At 69.3% G+C, this 16,299-nt stretch carries 14 protein-coding genes; 6 read left to right on the top strand and 8 right to left on the bottom strand.

Features of this window, described 5'->3' with window-relative positions; translation table 11 throughout:
* Nucleotides 1-52: 52 nt before the first annotated feature.
* Both WS64_RS20670 and WS64_RS20665 read right to left on the bottom strand, forming a co-directional pair.
* Nucleotides 53-1,708 (bottom strand): glycoside hydrolase family 32 protein, encoded by a 1,656-nt coding sequence (locus WS64_RS20670; RefSeq protein ID WP_060967549.1) that lies wholly within the window; start codon nucleotides 1,706-1,708, stop codon nucleotides 53-55.
* Between the two features lie 167 nt (nucleotides 1,709-1,875).
* Nucleotides 1,876-3,459, bottom strand: a complete 1,584-nt coding sequence (locus WS64_RS20665; protein ID WP_060967548.1) for a glycoside hydrolase family 68 protein — start codon at nucleotides 3,457-3,459, stop codon at nucleotides 1,876-1,878.
* Between the two features lie 187 nt (nucleotides 3,460-3,646).
* On the opposite strand from WS64_RS20665, the gene WS64_RS20660 reads away from it, so the two are divergent.
* From WS64_RS20660 to WS64_RS20640, 5 genes are all read left to right on the top strand, one after another.
* Entirely contained in the window at nucleotides 3,647-4,675 is a 1,029-nt protein-coding gene (locus tag WS64_RS20660) for a substrate-binding domain-containing protein (RefSeq protein WP_060967547.1), read from the top strand.
* Between the two features lie 348 nt (nucleotides 4,676-5,023).
* Nucleotides 5,024-5,710, top strand: coding sequence for a type 1 glutamine amidotransferase domain-containing protein (locus tag WS64_RS20655; RefSeq protein WP_060967546.1), 687 nt, complete (start codon nucleotides 5,024-5,026; stop codon nucleotides 5,708-5,710).
* A 141-nt stretch (nucleotides 5,711-5,851) separates the two neighbouring features.
* Entirely contained in the window at nucleotides 5,852-6,961 is a 1,110-nt protein-coding gene (locus tag WS64_RS20650; protein WP_059574521.1) for an NADH:flavin oxidoreductase/NADH oxidase, read from the top strand.
* 135 nt (nucleotides 6,962-7,096) lie between these two features.
* Nucleotides 7,097-8,167 carry an AI-2E family transporter gene (locus WS64_RS20645; RefSeq protein ID WP_060967545.1) on the top strand — a complete coding sequence of 357 codons (1,071 nt, stop codon included), beginning with the start codon at nucleotides 7,097-7,099 and terminating at the stop codon, nucleotides 8,165-8,167.
* Between the two features lie 234 nt (nucleotides 8,168-8,401).
* A complete protein-coding gene (locus tag WS64_RS20640; protein ID WP_059639406.1) occupies nucleotides 8,402-8,776 on the top strand; it encodes a hypothetical protein in 375 nt (124 codons plus the stop codon).
* A gap of 39 nt (nucleotides 8,777-8,815) precedes the next feature.
* Here the strand turns inward: WS64_RS20640 and WS64_RS20635 are convergent, their stop codons facing one another.
* On the bottom strand, nucleotides 8,816-9,610 hold the full coding sequence (locus WS64_RS20635) for an SDR family NAD(P)-dependent oxidoreductase (protein WP_060967544.1): 795 nt from the start codon (nucleotides 9,608-9,610) through the stop codon (nucleotides 8,816-8,818).
* Between the two features lie 158 nt (nucleotides 9,611-9,768).
* Here WS64_RS20635 and WS64_RS20630 point away from each other — a divergent pair, with 158 nt between their 5' ends.
* Nucleotides 9,769-10,614 carry an AraC family transcriptional regulator gene (locus WS64_RS20630; RefSeq protein WP_059639408.1) on the top strand — a complete coding sequence of 282 codons (846 nt, stop codon included), beginning with the start codon at nucleotides 9,769-9,771 and terminating at the stop codon, nucleotides 10,612-10,614.
* Nucleotides 10,615-10,626: 12 nt separating this feature from the next.
* Here the strand turns inward: WS64_RS20630 and WS64_RS20625 are convergent, their stop codons facing one another.
* From WS64_RS20625 to WS64_RS20605, 5 genes are all read right to left on the bottom strand, one after another.
* Entirely contained in the window at nucleotides 10,627-11,214 is a 588-nt protein-coding gene (locus WS64_RS20625; RefSeq protein WP_059574512.1) for a LysE family translocator, read from the bottom strand.
* A gap of 99 nt (nucleotides 11,215-11,313) precedes the next feature.
* Nucleotides 11,314-12,825 carry a heavy metal sensor histidine kinase gene (locus tag WS64_RS20620; protein WP_060967543.1) on the bottom strand — a complete coding sequence of 504 codons (1,512 nt, stop codon included), beginning with the start codon at nucleotides 12,823-12,825 and terminating at the stop codon, nucleotides 11,314-11,316.
* On the bottom strand, nucleotides 12,822-13,517 hold the full coding sequence (locus WS64_RS20615; protein WP_011547791.1) for a heavy metal response regulator transcription factor: 696 nt from the start codon (nucleotides 13,515-13,517) through the stop codon (nucleotides 12,822-12,824). The genes WS64_RS20620 and WS64_RS20615 overlap by 4 nt, the downstream gene beginning before the upstream one ends.
* 34 nt (nucleotides 13,518-13,551) lie before the next feature.
* Complete coding sequence (locus tag WS64_RS20610; protein ID WP_060968522.1) at nucleotides 13,552-15,063, bottom strand: efflux transporter outer membrane subunit; 1,512 nt, start codon at nucleotides 15,061-15,063, stop codon at nucleotides 13,552-13,554.
* Nucleotides 15,064-15,068: 5 nt separating this feature from the next.
* Nucleotides 15,069-16,298: an efflux RND transporter periplasmic adaptor subunit gene (locus WS64_RS20605; RefSeq protein WP_060967542.1), complete on the bottom strand. Its 1,230-nt coding sequence runs from the start codon at nucleotides 16,296-16,298 to the stop codon at nucleotides 15,069-15,071.
* Between the last annotated feature and the right edge of the window lies 1 nt (nucleotide 16,299).

The raw sequence follows: 16,299 nt of genomic DNA, 5'->3' as shown, positions 1-16,299 counted from the left end.
GGGGACCGTCGCCGGCGATGCGATGCCGGACGCGCGGCCCCGTCACCCGCACCTATCGGGACGCGCAGGCGCCACGCGTATCGTCGCCGGCTTTCAGCTGCGTCACCGTCAATCCCGAGAACGTCGCGCGGCCGTGCTCGGCGAACACGGCCACGCGGTCCGCCTCGAGCGGCGGAAAGATCAGGTCGGTCAGCGCCACGCGGCCGCCGTTCGCGAATACTTCGACCGACCCGCGATCGACGACGATTTCGAGCCGCAGTTGCCCGTGCTCGAGCGGCAGATCGACGATGTGCTCGCGGCTGAACGTGCCGGCGAAATTCGCGTCGCCGGACTGCGACCGGTCGAGCGTCAGCGTGCGCTTCGTCGTGTCGTACACGATCCGCGTGCCGGTCGAGCCGTCGGCCGAGCGCCGGACGATCAGGCCCGCGCGCGCCGCATGCCGAGGCGAGATCGTCACCGTGATGCGCTGGACGACGCCGCGCGTGGCGGCCGACAGCACCCGCGTCGCGGAGTCGACCGTGACGTCGCCTTCGTGCACGGCGGGGCGGCCGTCGGCCCATGCGTCGAAGGCGGCGGCTGGCGCGACGACGAGGGTCGGCTCGCCGTCGATCGTCTTCAGCGACAGCTCGCGCGGCAGCGTGGTCGCGCCGCGCCACGGGGCGGTCGGCGCTTTCGCCGCGTAATCCCAGTTGCTCATCCATGCGATCGCGACCGGCCGGGCGCCGGGCGCGCCGGAGAACGTGCCAGCCGCATAAAAATCGGCGCCGTGATCGACCCAGCGGAATTGCGCGGGATCCGAGCCGGCCGGCGCGACGCGGTCGGGCACGAACGTGCGGCCGTCGAAGTTGCCGACGAAATACATCGCGCCGGAACCGCCGGCGATCGACCACGGGTTGACGTTGACGATCATCACCCATTTGATTCGCTCCGGATCGTCGTCGAGCGGCAGCGGCACGAGATCCGGCATTTCCCACAGCGCGCCCGCATGCGGCACGTCGGGCAGCGTGAAGTCGCTCAGGAACGACCAGTGGAGCAGGTCGTCGGAACGATAGAGCTTCACGACGTGCGCGTCGGCGACGACCGTCGTCATCAACCAGTAGCCGCCGGGTGCATACCACGACACTTTCGGATCACGAAATTGCTTCGATTCCGGGTCGAGCGTCAGCACCGGATTGTGCGCATACGGCTGCCAGGTCGCGCCCCGATCGAGGCTGTACGCGAGCGACTGCGCCTGTATGCCGGGTGCGTGACCCGAGCCGGGCTTGTAGACGCTCGTGTAAAGCGCGACGAGCGGCGTGTGGCCCGGTGTGCCGAGGCCGGACGTGTTCAGCGTATCGGCGACGATCGAGCCGGAGAAGATTTCCTCGGTGGCGTTCGCGCGCATCGCGACCGGCTGCTCGCGCCAGTGGACGAGATCGGTGCTGGTCGCATGGCCCCACGACATGTTGCCCCAGTCGTTGCCGAGCGGGTTGTACTGATAGAACAGGTGATAGCGGCCGTTCTCGTACACGAGCCCGTTGGGGTCGTTCATCCAGTTGCGCTGCGGCGTGTAGTGGAGGGCCGGGCGCCATTGCGGCGTGCCGTTTTCGGCCGGCGCGCCGCAGGGTGCGGCGGCGGCATGCGAGCAGGCGGCCGCGGCAAGCAGCAGCGCGGCGAAACGGACGGAAAGGCCGGAAGGGCCGGAAAGGCCGAACAACATCGATCTCATGCGTGATCCGGTGCTCCGTCGGGCGAAGCGGGAAAGGAGGGCGAATGCCGCTGCAACGGCGGCATGCGCAATGGAGGAAAGAAAAAAGAGGAGGCGCACACGCGACACGCGCGATACGCGCCTCCTGAACCTCGTGCCTTTATCGAAGACGGTTATTGTTGGTGATCCTAATTGGCCTGCGTGTTGCCGTCGTTGTGGCCGGCCCCCGTCGCGGGCAGGTTCGCCGGGATGTCGCCGTAGCCGCCGAGGCCGCCGCGTCCATACGCGCGGTCGACCGACGTCGACGTGCCGTTGATGTTCACCTTCACCGTCGGCGCGAGCGTGCCGCCGCGGCGCGGACCGATCGCATCGATGAACGACTCGACGAGCCCGCCCGGCATCACGTAGTGCGAATACGACTGGAATTCGCGCGGGTTCTGGTTCGGGTCCTGCGAATACGGCGCGCCGGCCGGGGCGGAAAAATCGGTCGGGTTGCCGAGCACGAGGCCGCTGCCGCCGTTCAGCGGCAGGAAGTCGCTGCGGATGCCGTTGCCGACGAAGCCGTACACGCCGTCCGGGCCGTCGACGCCGGCCGCCATCGTCGTGCGGTGGCTGATCGTGAACAGGTAGTACTTGCCGTCCTTCAGATAGATCTGCGGGCGCTCGGTCTGGTCGTCGACGCAGTTCGCCGACAGGATCGGCGGCAGGAACTTCCACTCGGTCAGTTGCGGGTTCGTCGCGACCGCGAGGCCGACGTTGGCCTTTTGATACACTGCGCCCGAATTCATCACCGCGTTGAGGTCTTCGCGGTTCGGATCGTTCGGCGCGTAGCCGAGATCGGCCTCGGTGCAGGTGCGTGCGCCGCGCGGGCCGCCGGTGTTGCCTTCGAAGACCATGTAGGTCTTGCCCGGATGCGCTGGGTCGGTGAACACGAACGGATCGCGGAACGAGAAGTAGGTGTTCTGCTGGCCGGTCTGGTAGTACTTGCCGTCCGGTTCCAGCAGCGCCTTGTGATCGCCGAAGCCGGTGAACCACACGTGCTTGTCGTCGGCGTGGATGTTGCCGTCGGCGCGCGTGATGATCGCCTGCGGCGGCGTGATGTCGGCGCCGCCGGGCGCCGAGCGGTTGAACGACGTCGCGGTGTAGTACAGGCTGACGTTGCTGCCGTGCGTGAGGCGCGCGGAGCCCGACCATTCGGCGTTGTTGGTCATCGGCGCGGTGCCGAACACCTTGGCGCTCGCGCCGTCCGGGAACAGGTGGCCGCCCCAGGTCCAGCCGCCGTTCGCGGGGCGTTGCGACGCGGGGATGCCCGCGCGGCGATAGAAGAAGCCGATGCGGGCGTGCACGTGCCGGTCGTCGAACGTGTAGCCCGCGTGCGGATCGGCGGTGAGCGAGAAGATCACCTCCCAGCCCTTGTAGCTGAGCTGGTTCGCGCGCAGGTCGGCCAGCGGCCACGTGTCCCACACCCACACGTTCGAGTTGATCAGCGGGAAGTCCTGCGGGATGTCCGGCATCGTCAGTGCTTGCGGCAGCGAGTTCTTGTCGGCACCGGCGGTGTGCGATTGCGCGACGATCTGGCGGATGTCCGCCCGCGTCCAGCGCATCGTGAAGTTGCCTTCGGGATCGTAGGCTTGCTGCGTGTGGGGCGTGGGCAGGGGCGCGCCCCTGCCGCCGGACTGCGCGTGCGCGACGGACGCGAAGGCGGCGAGTGCGCCGCCAGCGAGCAGCAAACGTTTGGCCGCGAGCGGGCGGAAAAGGGGAAAGTATGTCATCTCGTCGTTGTTTCCTGGAAAGGTGAAAGTGAACGGCTGAGTGGGCATCGATGTCCAAACCGGTTTGGATGCTATTTCAAACCGGTTTGGAACGCAAAAGATATTTAATTGACGGTAATCGTTACCAATTGGAAATAATTACCTGGTCGGTGTGTCCCGATGGTCGGGCGGCCAGCCGGAGCGGCGAATGCGAGGAGTGACGGTGAAGGTGAATCTGAAGGCGCTGTCGGACGCGCTCGGTCTGTCGCGCACGACGGTCAGCCGTGCGTTGAACGGTTACGACGACGTCAGCGAGGCGACGCGCGAGCGCGTGGCGAAGGCCGCGCGGGAAATGGGCTACGTCGCCGATCCGACCGCGCGCCGGCTGGCGACGGGGCGGGCCGACATGATCGGCATCGTCTATCCGTTCGGCGCGGGCGATCTCGGCGATCCGCGCTTCGGCGAGGTCGTCGCGGGCATCACCGAGCGGCTCGCCGAGCGCAATCTCGATTTCATCATCGCGTCCGCGCGACCGAATGCGGAACTGGACACCTACCGGCGGATCGTCGACGGCAAGCTCGTCGACGGGCTGATCGTCGCGCGCACGCTGGTCGACGATCCGCGGCTCGCGTACCTGCAGGCGAGCGCGTTTCCGTATGTCGCGTACGGCCGCACGCAGTCGGCCGGCCCGTATGCATGGTTCGACTTCGACAACGAGGCGGGCGCGCGCGACGCGGTGCGCCGGCTGATCGGCTTCGGGCATCGGCGCATCGCGATGATCAGCGCGCCGCTGGCGCTGAATTTCGCCGCGCAACGGCGTGCCGGCTGTCTGTCGGCATTGCGCGAAGCCGGTATCGACGCGGATCCGGCGCTGCTCGTCGAGTGCCCGTTTACGCACGACGGCGGGGGGCGGGCAGCGCGGGCGCTGCTTGCGCAGGCCGAGCCGCCGACCGCGCTGCTGGTCGACAACAACATCGCGGGCGGCGGCGCATTTCGCGCGCTGGTCGACAGCGGGGTGCGCCTGGGTGTGGACCTGTCGCTGATCGTCTATGACGGCGTGCCGCCCGATATCGCGCATCCGTATCGTGTCACGGCGGTCGTGCAGCCGACCGGGCATGCATCCGGGCGCGCGCTGGCGGAACTGATGCTGCGGCTGCTGGACGACGGCGCGCATGAGCATCGGCTCGAAGCGCCGACGATCGAAGCGGGCGACACGGACGGTCCGTTGCGCGGCTAGGTCCTCCGGCCGCGGCGAACCGAGGGCGGATGAGCGGGGCGGCGGGCGTGGTCGAACGGCGCCCCGTCGCAAAGGCCATGACGTCGGCAGGGGCGAATGCGTGTTCTTCTAGACGACCGGTCTAATCCGGGGATATGATCCGTGCTGGTGAATGCGGCGACGTCCCCGGCGATTCAGGCAGCGGGACGCCGTCGTTTTATTTCGGCCGCTTCTAGACGACTGGTCTAATAGGCATATATCGCATGCGGAGAAATGATTCGCACGTTGCTGCGCGCCGCCTGACTAACCGACAGGCGTGCCGCGACGCGCGGCGTCGTTCCCCGTTCATTTTCGAAGGAGTGTCCGATCATGAAGATTCTGGTTGTCCTGACCTCGCACGACACGCTCGGCGACACCGGCAAGAAAACCGGCTTCTGGCTCGAGGAACTGGCCGCGCCGTACTACACGTTCAAGGACGCGGGCGTCGAGCTGACGCTGACGTCGCCGAAGGGCGGCCAGCCGCCGCTCGACCCCAAAAGCAGCGACCCGACGGCCCAGACCGACGCGACGCGCCGCTTCGACGCCGATGCGGCGGCGCGAGCTGAACTCGCGTCGACGCGCAAGCTGGCCGATGTGTCGATGGACGATTACGACGCCGTGTTCTACCCGGGCGGTCACGGCCCGCTGTGGGATCTCGCCGAGGATCTGCATTCGATCGGCCTGATCGAGCGCGCGCTCGCGGCCGGCAAGCCGGTCGCCGCGGTCTGCCACGCGCCGGGCGTGCTGCGCCACGTGAAGAACCCGCAGACCGGCGAGTCGGTCGTGCGCGGCAAGCGCGCGACGGGCTTCACCAACAGCGAGGAAGCGGCCGTCGAGTTGACCGAAGTCGTGCCGTTCCTCGTCGAGGACATGCTGAAGACCAACGGCGCGGCATTCGAGCGCAGCGCCGACTGGGCGCCGCACGTCGTTACCGACGGGCTGCTGATCACCGGGCAGAACCCCGCGTCGTCGGCGCCCGCGGCCGAGGCGCTGCTCGCGAAGCTCGGCCACCGCTAAACACGCGGCGCCGGCCCGGCCGGCGCCGCGTCCTTGCCGTCGCCGGGCGCAGCCGGCCCGCCGACGGCCCGCATCGCTGCGTCGTGCGCACCGCACGGCGCATTCCCAGCCGTTTTGCAGAACCTAGCAAAGGAGTCGTGGATGTCTGCCCTGTTCGAACCGTTCAAACTCAAGGATGTCACGCTGCGCAACCGTATCGCGGTGCCGCCGATGTGCCAGTACGTCGCCGAGGACGGCGTCGTCAACGACTGGCATCACGTGCATCTGGCCGGCATCGCGCGCGGCGGCGCGGGCCTCGTGATCGCGGAGGCGACGGCCGTGTCGCCGGAAGGCCGCATCACGCCGGGCTGCGCGGGGTTGTGGAACGACGCGCAGGCCGACGCGTTCGCGCCGTCGGTCGCGGCGATCAAGGCGGCCGGCGCGGTGCCCGGCATCCAGCTCGCGCACGCGGGCCGCAAGGCGAGCGCCAACCGCCCGTGGGAAGGCGACGACCATATCGCCGACGGCGATCCGCGCGGCTGGCAGACCATCGCGCCGTCGGCCGTGCCGTTCGGCGCGCATCTGCCGAAGGTGCCGCGCGAAATGACGCGCGACGACATCGCGCGCGTGCAGGCCGACTTCGTCGCGGCGGCGCGGCGCGCGCGCGACCTCGGTTTCGAATGGCTGGAGCTGCACTTCGCGCACGGCTATCTCGGCCAGAGCTTCTTCTCGGTGCATTCGAACCAGCGCACCGACGAATACGGCGGTTCGGCCGAGAACCGCGGCCGTTTCCTCGTCGACACGCTCGCGGCCGTTCGCAAGGTCTGGCCCGAGCATCTGCCGTTGACCGCGCGCCTGGGCGTGATCGAATACGACGGTCGCGACGAGGAGACGCTCGCCGAGTCGATCGCGCTCACGCAGCGGATGAAGCTCGAAGGGCTCGACATGCTGAGCGTGTCGGTCGGCTTCTCGACGCCCGACGCCCAGATTCCGTGGGGCCCGGCGTTTCTCGCGCCGATCGCCGAGCGCGTGCGCCGCGAGGCCGGGCTGCCGGTGTCGTCCGCGTGGGGGATCGATACGCCGCAACTGGCGAATCGCGTGGTGGCGGAGCAGCAACTCGATCTCGTGATGGTCGGCCGCGCGCATCTGGCCGATCCGCACTGGCCGTACTACGCGGCCAGGCAGCTCGGTGTCGAGCGTCCGTCGTGGACGCTGCCCGCGCCGTACGCGCACTGGCTCGAGCGCTACCGGGTCGCCGACAAGGTGGCGTGAGCGACGCGTGACGACGCGGCGCCCGGGCGGCCCGCGCATCGCGTGCCGCCGATCCGGCGCCGATGGATAGAATGGCGGTTCGCGCAGGCCGGTTGCCTGCGCGAACCGCCATTTTTTCATTTCGACCGAGGTGCCATGGGCGCGCATGTCCCGTCGTCTTCCGATTCCGCCGCGCGGCTGCGCGCCCAGCAGATCGCCCGCGTCGCGCTGTATGCGGCGTTGCTGGTGCTCGCGCTGTGGGTGATCCGCGATTTCATTCCCGCCATCGCATGGGCCTGCGTGATCGCCATCGCGATGTGGCCGCTGCTGAAATGCTTTGAATCGCACCGGCTGTTCCGCAACCGGCCGACGCTGATCGCGACCGTCATCACGGCGGCGATTTCGCTGCTCGTCGTGCTGCCGGTGGCCGTCGCGACGACCCAGGCGATCGCACAGGCGCACGATCTGCGCGAGTGGCTGCGCACGATCCAGGACAACGGTGTTCCGCTGCCGGACGTGGTCAGCCGGTTGCCGTACGGCGCGGCGCAGATCACCGAATGGTGGCAGGCCAATCTCGGCCATCCGCTGCATGCGGCCACCGCGATGCACGGCGTCAACGGCGAGAAATTCATCGCGTTCGGCCGGCACTTCGGCACGAAGCTCGCGCACGTGCTGCTCGAATTCGGCTTCATGCTCGTCACGCTGTTCGTGATCCTGCGCGCCGGCCACAAGCTGTCGGGTGCGTTGCTGCAGGGCGCGCGGCGTGCGTTCGGGCGCAACGGCGCGGAACTGATCGAGCGCATGGTCGCGGCCGTGTACGGCACGGTGACGGGGCTCGTCGTCGTCGGGCTCGGCGAGGGCGCGTTGCTCGGCGTCGCCTATGCGCTCGCGGGCGTTCCGCACGCGGCGCTGCTCGGCCTCGTCACGGCGGTCGCCGCGATGCTGCCGTTCTGCGCGCCGGTCGTGTTCTGCGGCGCGGCGCTCTGGCTGTTCGTGCAGGGGGCGACGATGTGGGCCGTCGTGATCGCGGCGCTCGGGTTCATCGTCGTGTTCGTCGCCGAGCATTTCGTGCGGCCGGTGCTGATCGGCGGTTCGACACGGCTTCCGTTCCTGCTCGTGCTGTTCGGCATCCTCGGCGGGGCGGAGACGTTCGGCCTGATCGGGCTGTTCGTCGGTCCCGCGCTGATGACGGTGCTGACGATGCTGTGGGCCGAATGGATTGCCTGACCGCGCGTGCCGCTGCGCCGGTGCGCCGGTTCGACGCGGCGGCGCAGCGGCGCAGCGGCGCGGTTGCGCGCACGGGCGCCGGTTGCAACGTTCGTTGACGATTCGGCTGGCGCGGATGCACGCCAGCGCGGGCATTCGGACAGAGATCTCTACATTTCTTTTCGATCCGGACCCAAAGGTCGAGTAGCATGGGGCTTTCGATCACGCCGGCATGGCGCAGCAGATTTCCCGAGCATGCGATTGATTTCGATGTCCCGTCCCGCGGCGGCGCTGTCCGTGGCCGCCGGCTGCCTGATGTTGCACGGCTGTGCCTGGTTCGACGCGTGGCTGCCGTTCTCGTACTCGCGCACGCCGCTCGCGCGGGCCGCGTCGCGGCATGGCGCGACGCGCGCCGACGTCGTCCGCGCCGCCGGCAACCCGCGCAGCGTGTGGATGGTCCGCAACGGCAGCGGCGTCTGCTACAACTATTTCATCGAGCACGGCAACGATCACCGCGCGTACTTCGTCGTGTTCGACAAGGCCGGCGTCGTCACGCGGTACGGCTTCGATTCCTGCATGGACGCCGACCGCAAGGGCGCGCTTCGCTCGGACAAGGCCGCTTCGCGCTAGCGCGGCCGCCGTGCGCCGCGCGAGCGTGTCACGCAGTCGTCACGCGATCGTGTCGACCACGCCGCCATCGACGCGCAACGCCGCGCCGGTCGTCGCCGACGCCTGCGGCGAGCACACGTACACGACCAGGTTCGCGACTTCCTCGGTGGTCGCCGGTCGCTGGATGATCGAGCTCGCGCGCTCGCTGCGCACGAATTCCACCGCGATGTCGTCGATGCTGCGGCCCGTTTCGTCGGCCTGCGCCTTCAGCATCTCGCGCACGCCTTCCGACATCGTCGGCCCGGGCAGCACCGAATTGACGGTCACGCGGGTGCCGGCCGCGAGCTTCGCGAGGCCGCGCGCGATCGACAGTTGCGCGGTTTTCGTGAACCCGTAATGAATCATGTCGACCGGGATGTTCAAGCCCGATTCCGACGAAATGAACACGATGCGCCCGGCATTGCGTTCGATCATCCCTTTCAGGTAATGCCGCGCGAGCCGCACGCCGGACATCACGTTCATCTGAAAATAATGTTCCCATTCGGCGTCGTCGATGTCGAAGAACGGCTTCAGGCCGTAGATGCCCGCGTTGTTGACGAGAATGTCGGCATCCGGCGTGTGCTGCGTGACGCGCGCGACGCCGGCCGCGTCGGACAGGTCGGCGGCGACGCCGTCGAGGCTTGCGTCTGGCACGGCGTCGCGCAGTTTGTCGAGCGCGGACTGCACCGACGCGTCGCTGCGGCCGTTGACGACGACGTGCGCGCCGGCGCGCGCGAGCCCTTCGGCGATCGCGAAGCCGATGCCGGCGGTGGAAGCGGTGACGACCGCGGTCTTGCCTTTCAGATCGATCTGCATGAGTGGTACCGGTTGGAAGAGGAAGCGGAACCCGCCGCGTCTGCCGCGGCGGCCGAATTCAAAGCTTAGGCGATCCAGCCGCCAGGCGTCGGCTCGCGGTTGCGCGGCGCCGCACAGTCTTGTACGGTGAGCGTTCGTCCGAACCGGGAGCCTGCCGCGTGAGCCGTACCGCCAACCGATCCGCCGTGCCGTCGCCGTTCTGGCGCGATGCGGCGCTGCCGTTCATCGAGGCGCGTACCGTCGACGACGGGCGCGCGATCTGCTATGCGAAGCACACGCACGACACGTTTTCGGTGGGTGCGATCGTCGGCGGCACGAGCACGTACGTGAACGGTGCGACGAACGCCCACGTCGGGCGCGGTGTGCTCGTGATCATCGATCCCGAGCAGGTGCACGCGTGCAACCCGTACGGCCCCGATGCGTGGGCGTACCGGATGGTCTATGTCGACGTGCCGTGGCTCGCGCGGCTGCAACACGCGCTGGGCCGCGATCCGAACCGCGATTTTCACGGGTTTTCGACGAAATGGACCGAGCGCGGCGATCTGTTCGCGCAATTCGGCGGCTTCTATCGCACGCTCGTGTCGCCCCGCGTCGATGCGCTCGGCAAGGAGAGCGCGGCGGTCGAATTCTTCACGGCGCTGCACGGCGCGCTCGAGCGCGAACTGCCCGATTCGCGGCCGGGCGACGACAACGCGAAGCTCGCGCGCGCGGCCGACTACATCGCCGCCCATTGCCGCGAGGCCGTCACGCTCGATGCGATCTGCGCGGCGGCCGACCTGTCGCCGTCTTACCTGATCCGCGCGTTCAATGCGCGCTACGGGATGACGCCGCATGCGTTCCTGATCGATCGGCGCGTGCAGTACGGCCGCACGGAGCTGCGCCGCGGCCGGCCGATCGCCGAAGTCGCGCTCGATGCCGGCTTTGCGGACCAGGCGCATTTCCAGCGCGCGTTCCGGCGGATCGCGGCCGCGACGCCCGGGCAGTACCGCAGTGCGATGCGCTGACCGGCGAAGCCGCTACACGTCGAGCAGCAACAGCGCGCTGCCCGCGAGCAGCAGCGCCATCAGCCGGTTGAACACGCGCATGCGCCGCGCGTTCGCGAGCCGGTGCCGCAGCGACGCGCCCGCATAGCCCCAGCATGCGATCGACGCGAAGCAGATCACCAGATACAGCGCGGCGAACTGCCAGACCTGCGCGCGGTCGCCATCGGCCGCATATGCGCCCATCGCGGCCACGCATGCGAGCCACGCCTTCGGGTTGAGCCACTGCATCGCCGCGCCGGCCGCCGCCGACGGGCCGGCCACGTCCGGATCGGCCGACAGCCGGCCGTCGTCGAGCGCGAGCCGCAGCGCCATATACAGCAGGAACGCGATCCCCGACCACTGCGTGGCCGTCGTCAGCACGGGCCAGCGCGCGAGCGCCGCGTGCAGGCCGAGGCCGATCAGCAGGAACAGCGCGACGAAGCCGAGCGTCGCGCCGGCCGCGTAGCGCAGGCTCGCGCCGAGGCCGTGGCGCGCGCCCGCGCCGAGCGCGACGATGTTGACGGGACCGGGGGTGATCGACGAGGCGAGCGCGAACGCGGCCATCGAAACCAGCATGCTCATCGGGTGTCTCCATGCGACATGTCGAAAATCGCACCGAGACTACGGGCGCCGCGTCGGCCCGTATTGAAGAAAACTGCCCTCGGCGGCGCGCGGCCGCCGTCAGTGCAGTGCGCCCGGCGCGTGCGCCGGGCGAGCGCCGCGCGGATCGGCCGGATTCGCCGAATCGGTGGAATCGGTGGAATCCGTGGAATCCGTGGAATCGGCCGGGCCGGCGGCATCGCCCGGACGCAGCGGCCCGCCCGACCCGGGCTGCGTCGACACCGAGAAGCCGAACGTATTGACGCCGCCCGAGCACGCGACGAACACGCCGCCGCCGTGCATCTCCGCCACGGCCTTGACGATCGACAGCCCGAGCCCGTGGTTTTCCTTGCTGTTCGCGCGCGCTTCCTCGAGCCGGTAGAAACGTTCGAACACGTGCGAGCGCTGCACCGGGTCGATCGGCTCGCCCGGGTTCGACACGGCCATCTCGACGAGCGTGTCGCGGTGCGTGATCGTCACGTTCAGCGTCGCGCCGGGCGCCGAATGCTGGATCGCGTTGATCAGCAGATTCGTCATCGCGCGGCGGAACAGCGACGGATCGACGGCCGCGCGCGCATCGCCGTGCAGTTCGGCGCGCAACCGCGCCTCGTCGAGCGGGATTTCGAGGAAGTCGAGCATGCGCCGCACCTCGTCGGCCAGCGACACGTCCTTCAGGTCGGTCGCGCGTTCGCCGCGATCGCTGCGCGACAGGAACAGCATGTCGTTGATGATCACGCGCAGCCGCTCGAATTCCTCGAGATTCGACTGCAGCGTCTGGCGCATCCGGTCGACCGAGCGGTCGCGGCTCGTCAGCGCGACCTGGGTCTGGCCGATCAGGATGCTGATCGGCGTGCGCAGCTCGTGCGCGACGTCCGCGTTGAATGCTTCGAGCCGCGCGTAGGTTTGCTGGATGCGTTCGAGCGCGCCGTTGAACGACGTCGCGAGATCGCGCAGCTCGGTCGGCAGCGCGTCGGTGTGCAGGCGCTGGCGGCGGTTCGTCGCGCTCACGCTCGCCGCGTCCTGCGACAGCCGGTCGAGCGGCGCGAGCCCGAAGCGCGCGACCGCGCGGCTCAGCAGCAGCGTGATCACGGTGGCCGTCGCGATCAGCGCGGCCAGCGTCCAGCCGAAGCGGCGCAGCATCCGCTGCGTACGCTCGCACGACGTCGCGACGACGAGTTGCAGCGTCGGCCGTTCGCCGGCGCCGGCCACCGTGACGGTTTTCGTCATCACCGCGTAGCTGCTGTCGTTGAGCTGGTAGCGCTGGAACGCGCCGAACGGCGGATCGAGCGGCACGCCGTCGACGGGGCTGCCGAAGCGGAACGCGGGGTCGGGGCTGACGACCTGATAGTGCGTCGAGCCGTCGGGCGGTTCGAGGTCCGCGAGCTTTTCCTGCATCAGGCGGCCGCGCGCGGCCGTGGTCGCGTGCGACACGATCATCGCGGCGACTTTGGCGCGCGTGTCGAGCGTCGCGCGCAATTCGGCGAACAGTTGCCGTTCCATCATCACGAACAGCCCGCAGCCGACCAGCGTGAACACCAGCAGCGACACGATGCCGAACATCGCCGAGAGCCGCAGGATGATCGAGCGTTTCATGCGCGCCGCTCCGTGTCGCCGTCCTCGCGGGCCTCGAGCACGTAGCCCATCCCGCGGATCGTGTGCAGCAGCTTCTCCGCGAACGGGCCGTCGAGTTTCGCGCGCAGGCGCTTGATCGCCGTCTCGACGACGTTCGCGTTGCTGTCGAAGTTCACGTCCCACACGAGTTCGGCGATCGTCGTCTTCGACAGCACCTCGCCGCTGCGCCGCGCGAGCACGCCGAGCAACTGGAATTCCTGCGCGGTCAGGTCGAGCCGCGCGCCGTCGCGGGTCGCGCGGCGGCCGATCAGGTCCACGCGCAGGTCGCCGATCGAGATCAGCGTCGATTCCTGCACGCGCGCGCGGCGCGTCAGCGCGCGCAGCCGTTCGATCAGCTCGAGGAACGAGAAGGGCTTGGTCAGGTAGTCGTCGGCGCCGCCGCGCAAGCCCCGCACGCGGTCGTCGACGCGATCGCGCGCGGTCAGCATGATCACGGGCGTCTGCTTCTGCGCGCGCAGCGCACGCAGCACGCCGAAGCCGTCGAGCTTCGGCAGCATCACGTCGAGCACGACCACGTCGTAGTCGAATTCGACGGCTTTCCACGCACCGTCCTCGCCGTCGAGCGCGGTATCGACGACCCAGCCTTCCTCGGTCAGGCCGCTCTTCAGGTATTCGACGACCTTCGGTTCGTCTTCGACGATCAGCACTTTCATAGGTTCGTTGTCCGCGTAACCGGTTAAGGGCAGGTCAAGGGCCGACGTCCGCGCCGCGCTGCGGGGCCGCCGACGCGACGTCGGACGGCGCGGCGCCGTTCGCCGCGCCGCCGTCCCAGCCGCCGCCGAGCGCCTTCGCGAGAAACACGACGAGCGCCGCGCGCTGGCCCTGGATCTGCACGGCCTGGCGCTCGCTCGTCAGCAATTGCTGCTGGGCCGTCAGCACGTCGATGAACGGCGTCAGGCCGCCCGCGTAGCGATCCTGCGCGAGCGACACGAGCTTGCGCGCGTCGTCGACGGCGGCCGATGCCTGCTGCGCCGCCTGCGCCAGCACCGACAGGCCGGTTACCGCATTCTGCACCTCCTGGAACGCGGTGAGCACGGTCTGCCGGTAGCTGGCCTGCGCGGCGACGTAGCCGGCCTGCGCGAAATCGACGCCGGCCTTCAGCTTGCCGCCTTCGAACAGCGGCTGGCTGAGCGATCCGCCGACCGACCACAGCAGCGCCGGCACGGTGAACAGGCCCGCGAAGCGCGTCGCATCCCAGCCGATGTCCGGCGACAGCGTGATGCGCGGGAAATACGCGGCGCGCGCGACGCCGATCTGCGCGTTCGCGGCGGCCATCGCGCGCTCGGCCGACGCGACGTCGGGGCGCCGCTGCAGCAGGTCGCTCGGCATGCCGGTCGGCAGCGCGGGCGCGTTGATCGGCACCACGCGCGCCGGCAGCGAGAATTCGGGGGCCGGCGTGCCGACCAGCGTCGCGATCGCGGTTTCGACCTGCGCGCGCTGCTGGATCAGCAACTGCACCTGCGTGCGCGTCGCGTCGAGCTGCGCGCGCTGCTGCAGCAGGTCGAGGCCCGACACCGCGCCGAGGTCGTGGCGCGCGCTCACGTAATCGAGCGCTTTCTGCTGCAACGCGATCGAGCGCTTGACGACGTCGATCTCGGTGTCGAGCTCGCGCAGCGTGAAATAGCTCGACGCGAGATCGGCGCTCAGCACGAGGCGCGCGTTCGCGAAATCGTCGCGCGCCTGCTCGGTGTTCGCCTGTGCCGATTCGACGTTGCGCCGTACGCGGCCGAACAGGTCGAGTTCGTAGTTGACCGCCGCGCCGACCTGGATCTCGTTCTGCACGGTCGACATGCTCTTCGTCGCGTAGTTGGTCTGCGGCCGGTCGGCGGAGATCTTGAAGCGCTGGCCGCTCGCGTTCAGCCCGACGGCCGGATACTGCGCGGACGCGACCGACGCGAGCGTCGCCTTCGCCTGGTCGTAGCGCGCGGCCACCGCCTTCAGGTTCTGGTTGTTGCGCAGCGCGTCGGCTTCCAGCGCGTCGAGCTGCGTGTCGCCGAACGCGGTCCACCAGGCCGGATCGAGCGGCGCGCGGGCCGGCGCGGCCGGGTGCCAGTATGCGTCGGCCGGGTCGAGCCGCCACGCGGCCGGCGTGTCGACGGCCGGGCGTTGGTAGTCCGGGCCGACCGTGCAGCCGGCGAGGGCGACGGCGGCGGCCGCGACGACGGCGGCGAGCGCCGCGGGCCGCACGCGGGTGCGTATCGCACTCACGACTTCGCTCCCGCGACGGCCGAGGCCGGTTGCGCCGCCGGCGCCTGCACGACGACCCGGTCGCCAGTCGCGAGCGCGTCGCCCGGGTTCGCGACGAGGCGGTCGTTCGGCGTGATCGGCCCGTCGACTTCGAGCGTCTGGCCGATCGTGCGCACGACCGTCACCTGTTTCAGATGAACCTGGCCGTTCGCATCGACGGCCGCGACCGTCGGGCCTTCGGCGCGGAACAGCAGCGTATTGGCCGGCACCTGCAGGCGGCCGACCGGCGTCATCGGCAGCGTCGCCTGCACGTACGCGCCGGGCAGCAGCCGCCCGTCCGGGGTCGGCAACGTGATCTCGATCTGCAGCGAGCGCGTCGCGACGTCGATTGCCTGCGACGTGCGCGTGATCGTGCCGTCGAAGGTCCGGCCCGGCAGCTCGGCCTGCGCGACGCTCACGTGCTGGCCGACCTTCACCTGCTGCGCATACGCCTGCGGCACCTGCACGTACAGGCGCAGCCGGTCGGCCTGCACGACCGTGAACAGCGCGCGGCCCGCGTTGCCGGAATTGACGAGATCGCCGACGTCGATGTTGCGCTGCGTGACGATCCCGTCGATCGGCGCGACGATCCGCTGGAAGCCCTTCAATTCAGTGAGACGGCGCACGTTCGCATCGGCCGCCGCGAGATTCGCGGTGCCCTGGTTGAACGCGCCTTGCCGGTCGTCGAGTTCCTGTTGCGACACGGCATCGCGCTGACGCAACTGCTGCGCGCGGTCGAACGACGTCTTCGCGAGCGCGAGCGACGCTTGCGCCTGCTGGCGCTGCGCGGTGGCCTGCGCGAGTTCCTGGTTCAGCTCGGGCGTGTCGAGTTCGGCGAGCGTTTGCCCCTGTTTCACGTGCGCGCCGATGTCGGCCTGCCAGCGCAGCACGTAGCCGCTGGCGCGTGCATGGATCGGCGCCTCGACGAAGCCGCGCAGCGTGCCGGGCAGCGTCAGCTTGCCGCCGGTCGCCGCGTCGACCGGATGCACGACGCTCACATATTGGCGCGCGTTCTGCTCGGCGACCGCGTCGAGGTGATGCCGGTTCAGCCCGTTGACGATCAGCGTGCGCGCGGCGCCGGCGGCCAGCAGCACGCCGATCACGATCACGACGATCCGCCCGCGTCGCGACACCGACGCGCGCGTCGGCAGGTGCATGCCGTGTTCGTCCACCTGGATGCCGACGGCGCTGTGATGTTTCTCTTCCATG

This window comes from Burkholderia anthina (assembly GCF_001547525.1).
GTDB classification, from domain to species: domain Bacteria; phylum Pseudomonadota; class Gammaproteobacteria; order Burkholderiales; family Burkholderiaceae; genus Burkholderia; species Burkholderia semiarida.
This window is presented reverse-complemented; position numbering and strand designations above follow the sequence as displayed.

Excerpts from the sequence above, each read along its gene's own strand:
- WS64_RS20670 (WP_060967549.1), bottom strand. The coding sequence starts at position 1,708 with ATGAGATCGATGTTGTTCGGCCTTTCCGGCCCTTCCGGCCTTTCCGTC.
- WS64_RS20665 (WP_060967548.1), bottom strand. The coding sequence starts at position 3,459 with ATGACATACTTTCCCCTTTTCCGCCCGCTCGCGGCCAAACGTTTGCTG.
- WS64_RS20660 (WP_060967547.1), top strand. The coding sequence starts at position 3,647 with ATGCGAGGAGTGACGGTGAAGGTGAATCTGAAGGCGCTGTCGGACGCG.
- WS64_RS20655 (WP_060967546.1), top strand. The coding sequence starts at position 5,024 with ATGAAGATTCTGGTTGTCCTGACCTCGCACGACACGCTCGGCGACACC.
- WS64_RS20650 (WP_059574521.1), top strand. The coding sequence starts at position 5,852 with ATGTCTGCCCTGTTCGAACCGTTCAAACTCAAGGATGTCACGCTGCGC.
- WS64_RS20645 (WP_060967545.1), top strand. The coding sequence starts at position 7,097 with ATGGGCGCGCATGTCCCGTCGTCTTCCGATTCCGCCGCGCGGCTGCGC.
- WS64_RS20640 (WP_059639406.1), top strand. The coding sequence starts at position 8,402 with ATGCGATTGATTTCGATGTCCCGTCCCGCGGCGGCGCTGTCCGTGGCC.
- WS64_RS20635 (WP_060967544.1), bottom strand. The coding sequence starts at position 9,610 with ATGCAGATCGATCTGAAAGGCAAGACCGCGGTCGTCACCGCTTCCACC.
- WS64_RS20625 (WP_059574512.1), bottom strand. The coding sequence starts at position 11,214 with ATGAGCATGCTGGTTTCGATGGCCGCGTTCGCGCTCGCCTCGTCGATC.
- WS64_RS20620 (WP_060967543.1), bottom strand. The coding sequence starts at position 12,825 with ATGAAACGCTCGATCATCCTGCGGCTCTCGGCGATGTTCGGCATCGTG.
- WS64_RS20615 (WP_011547791.1), bottom strand. The coding sequence starts at position 13,517 with ATGAAAGTGCTGATCGTCGAAGACGAACCGAAGGTCGTCGAATACCTG.
- WS64_RS20605 (WP_060967542.1), bottom strand. The coding sequence starts at position 16,298 with ATGGAAGAGAAACATCACAGCGCCGTCGGCATCCAGGTGGACGAACAC.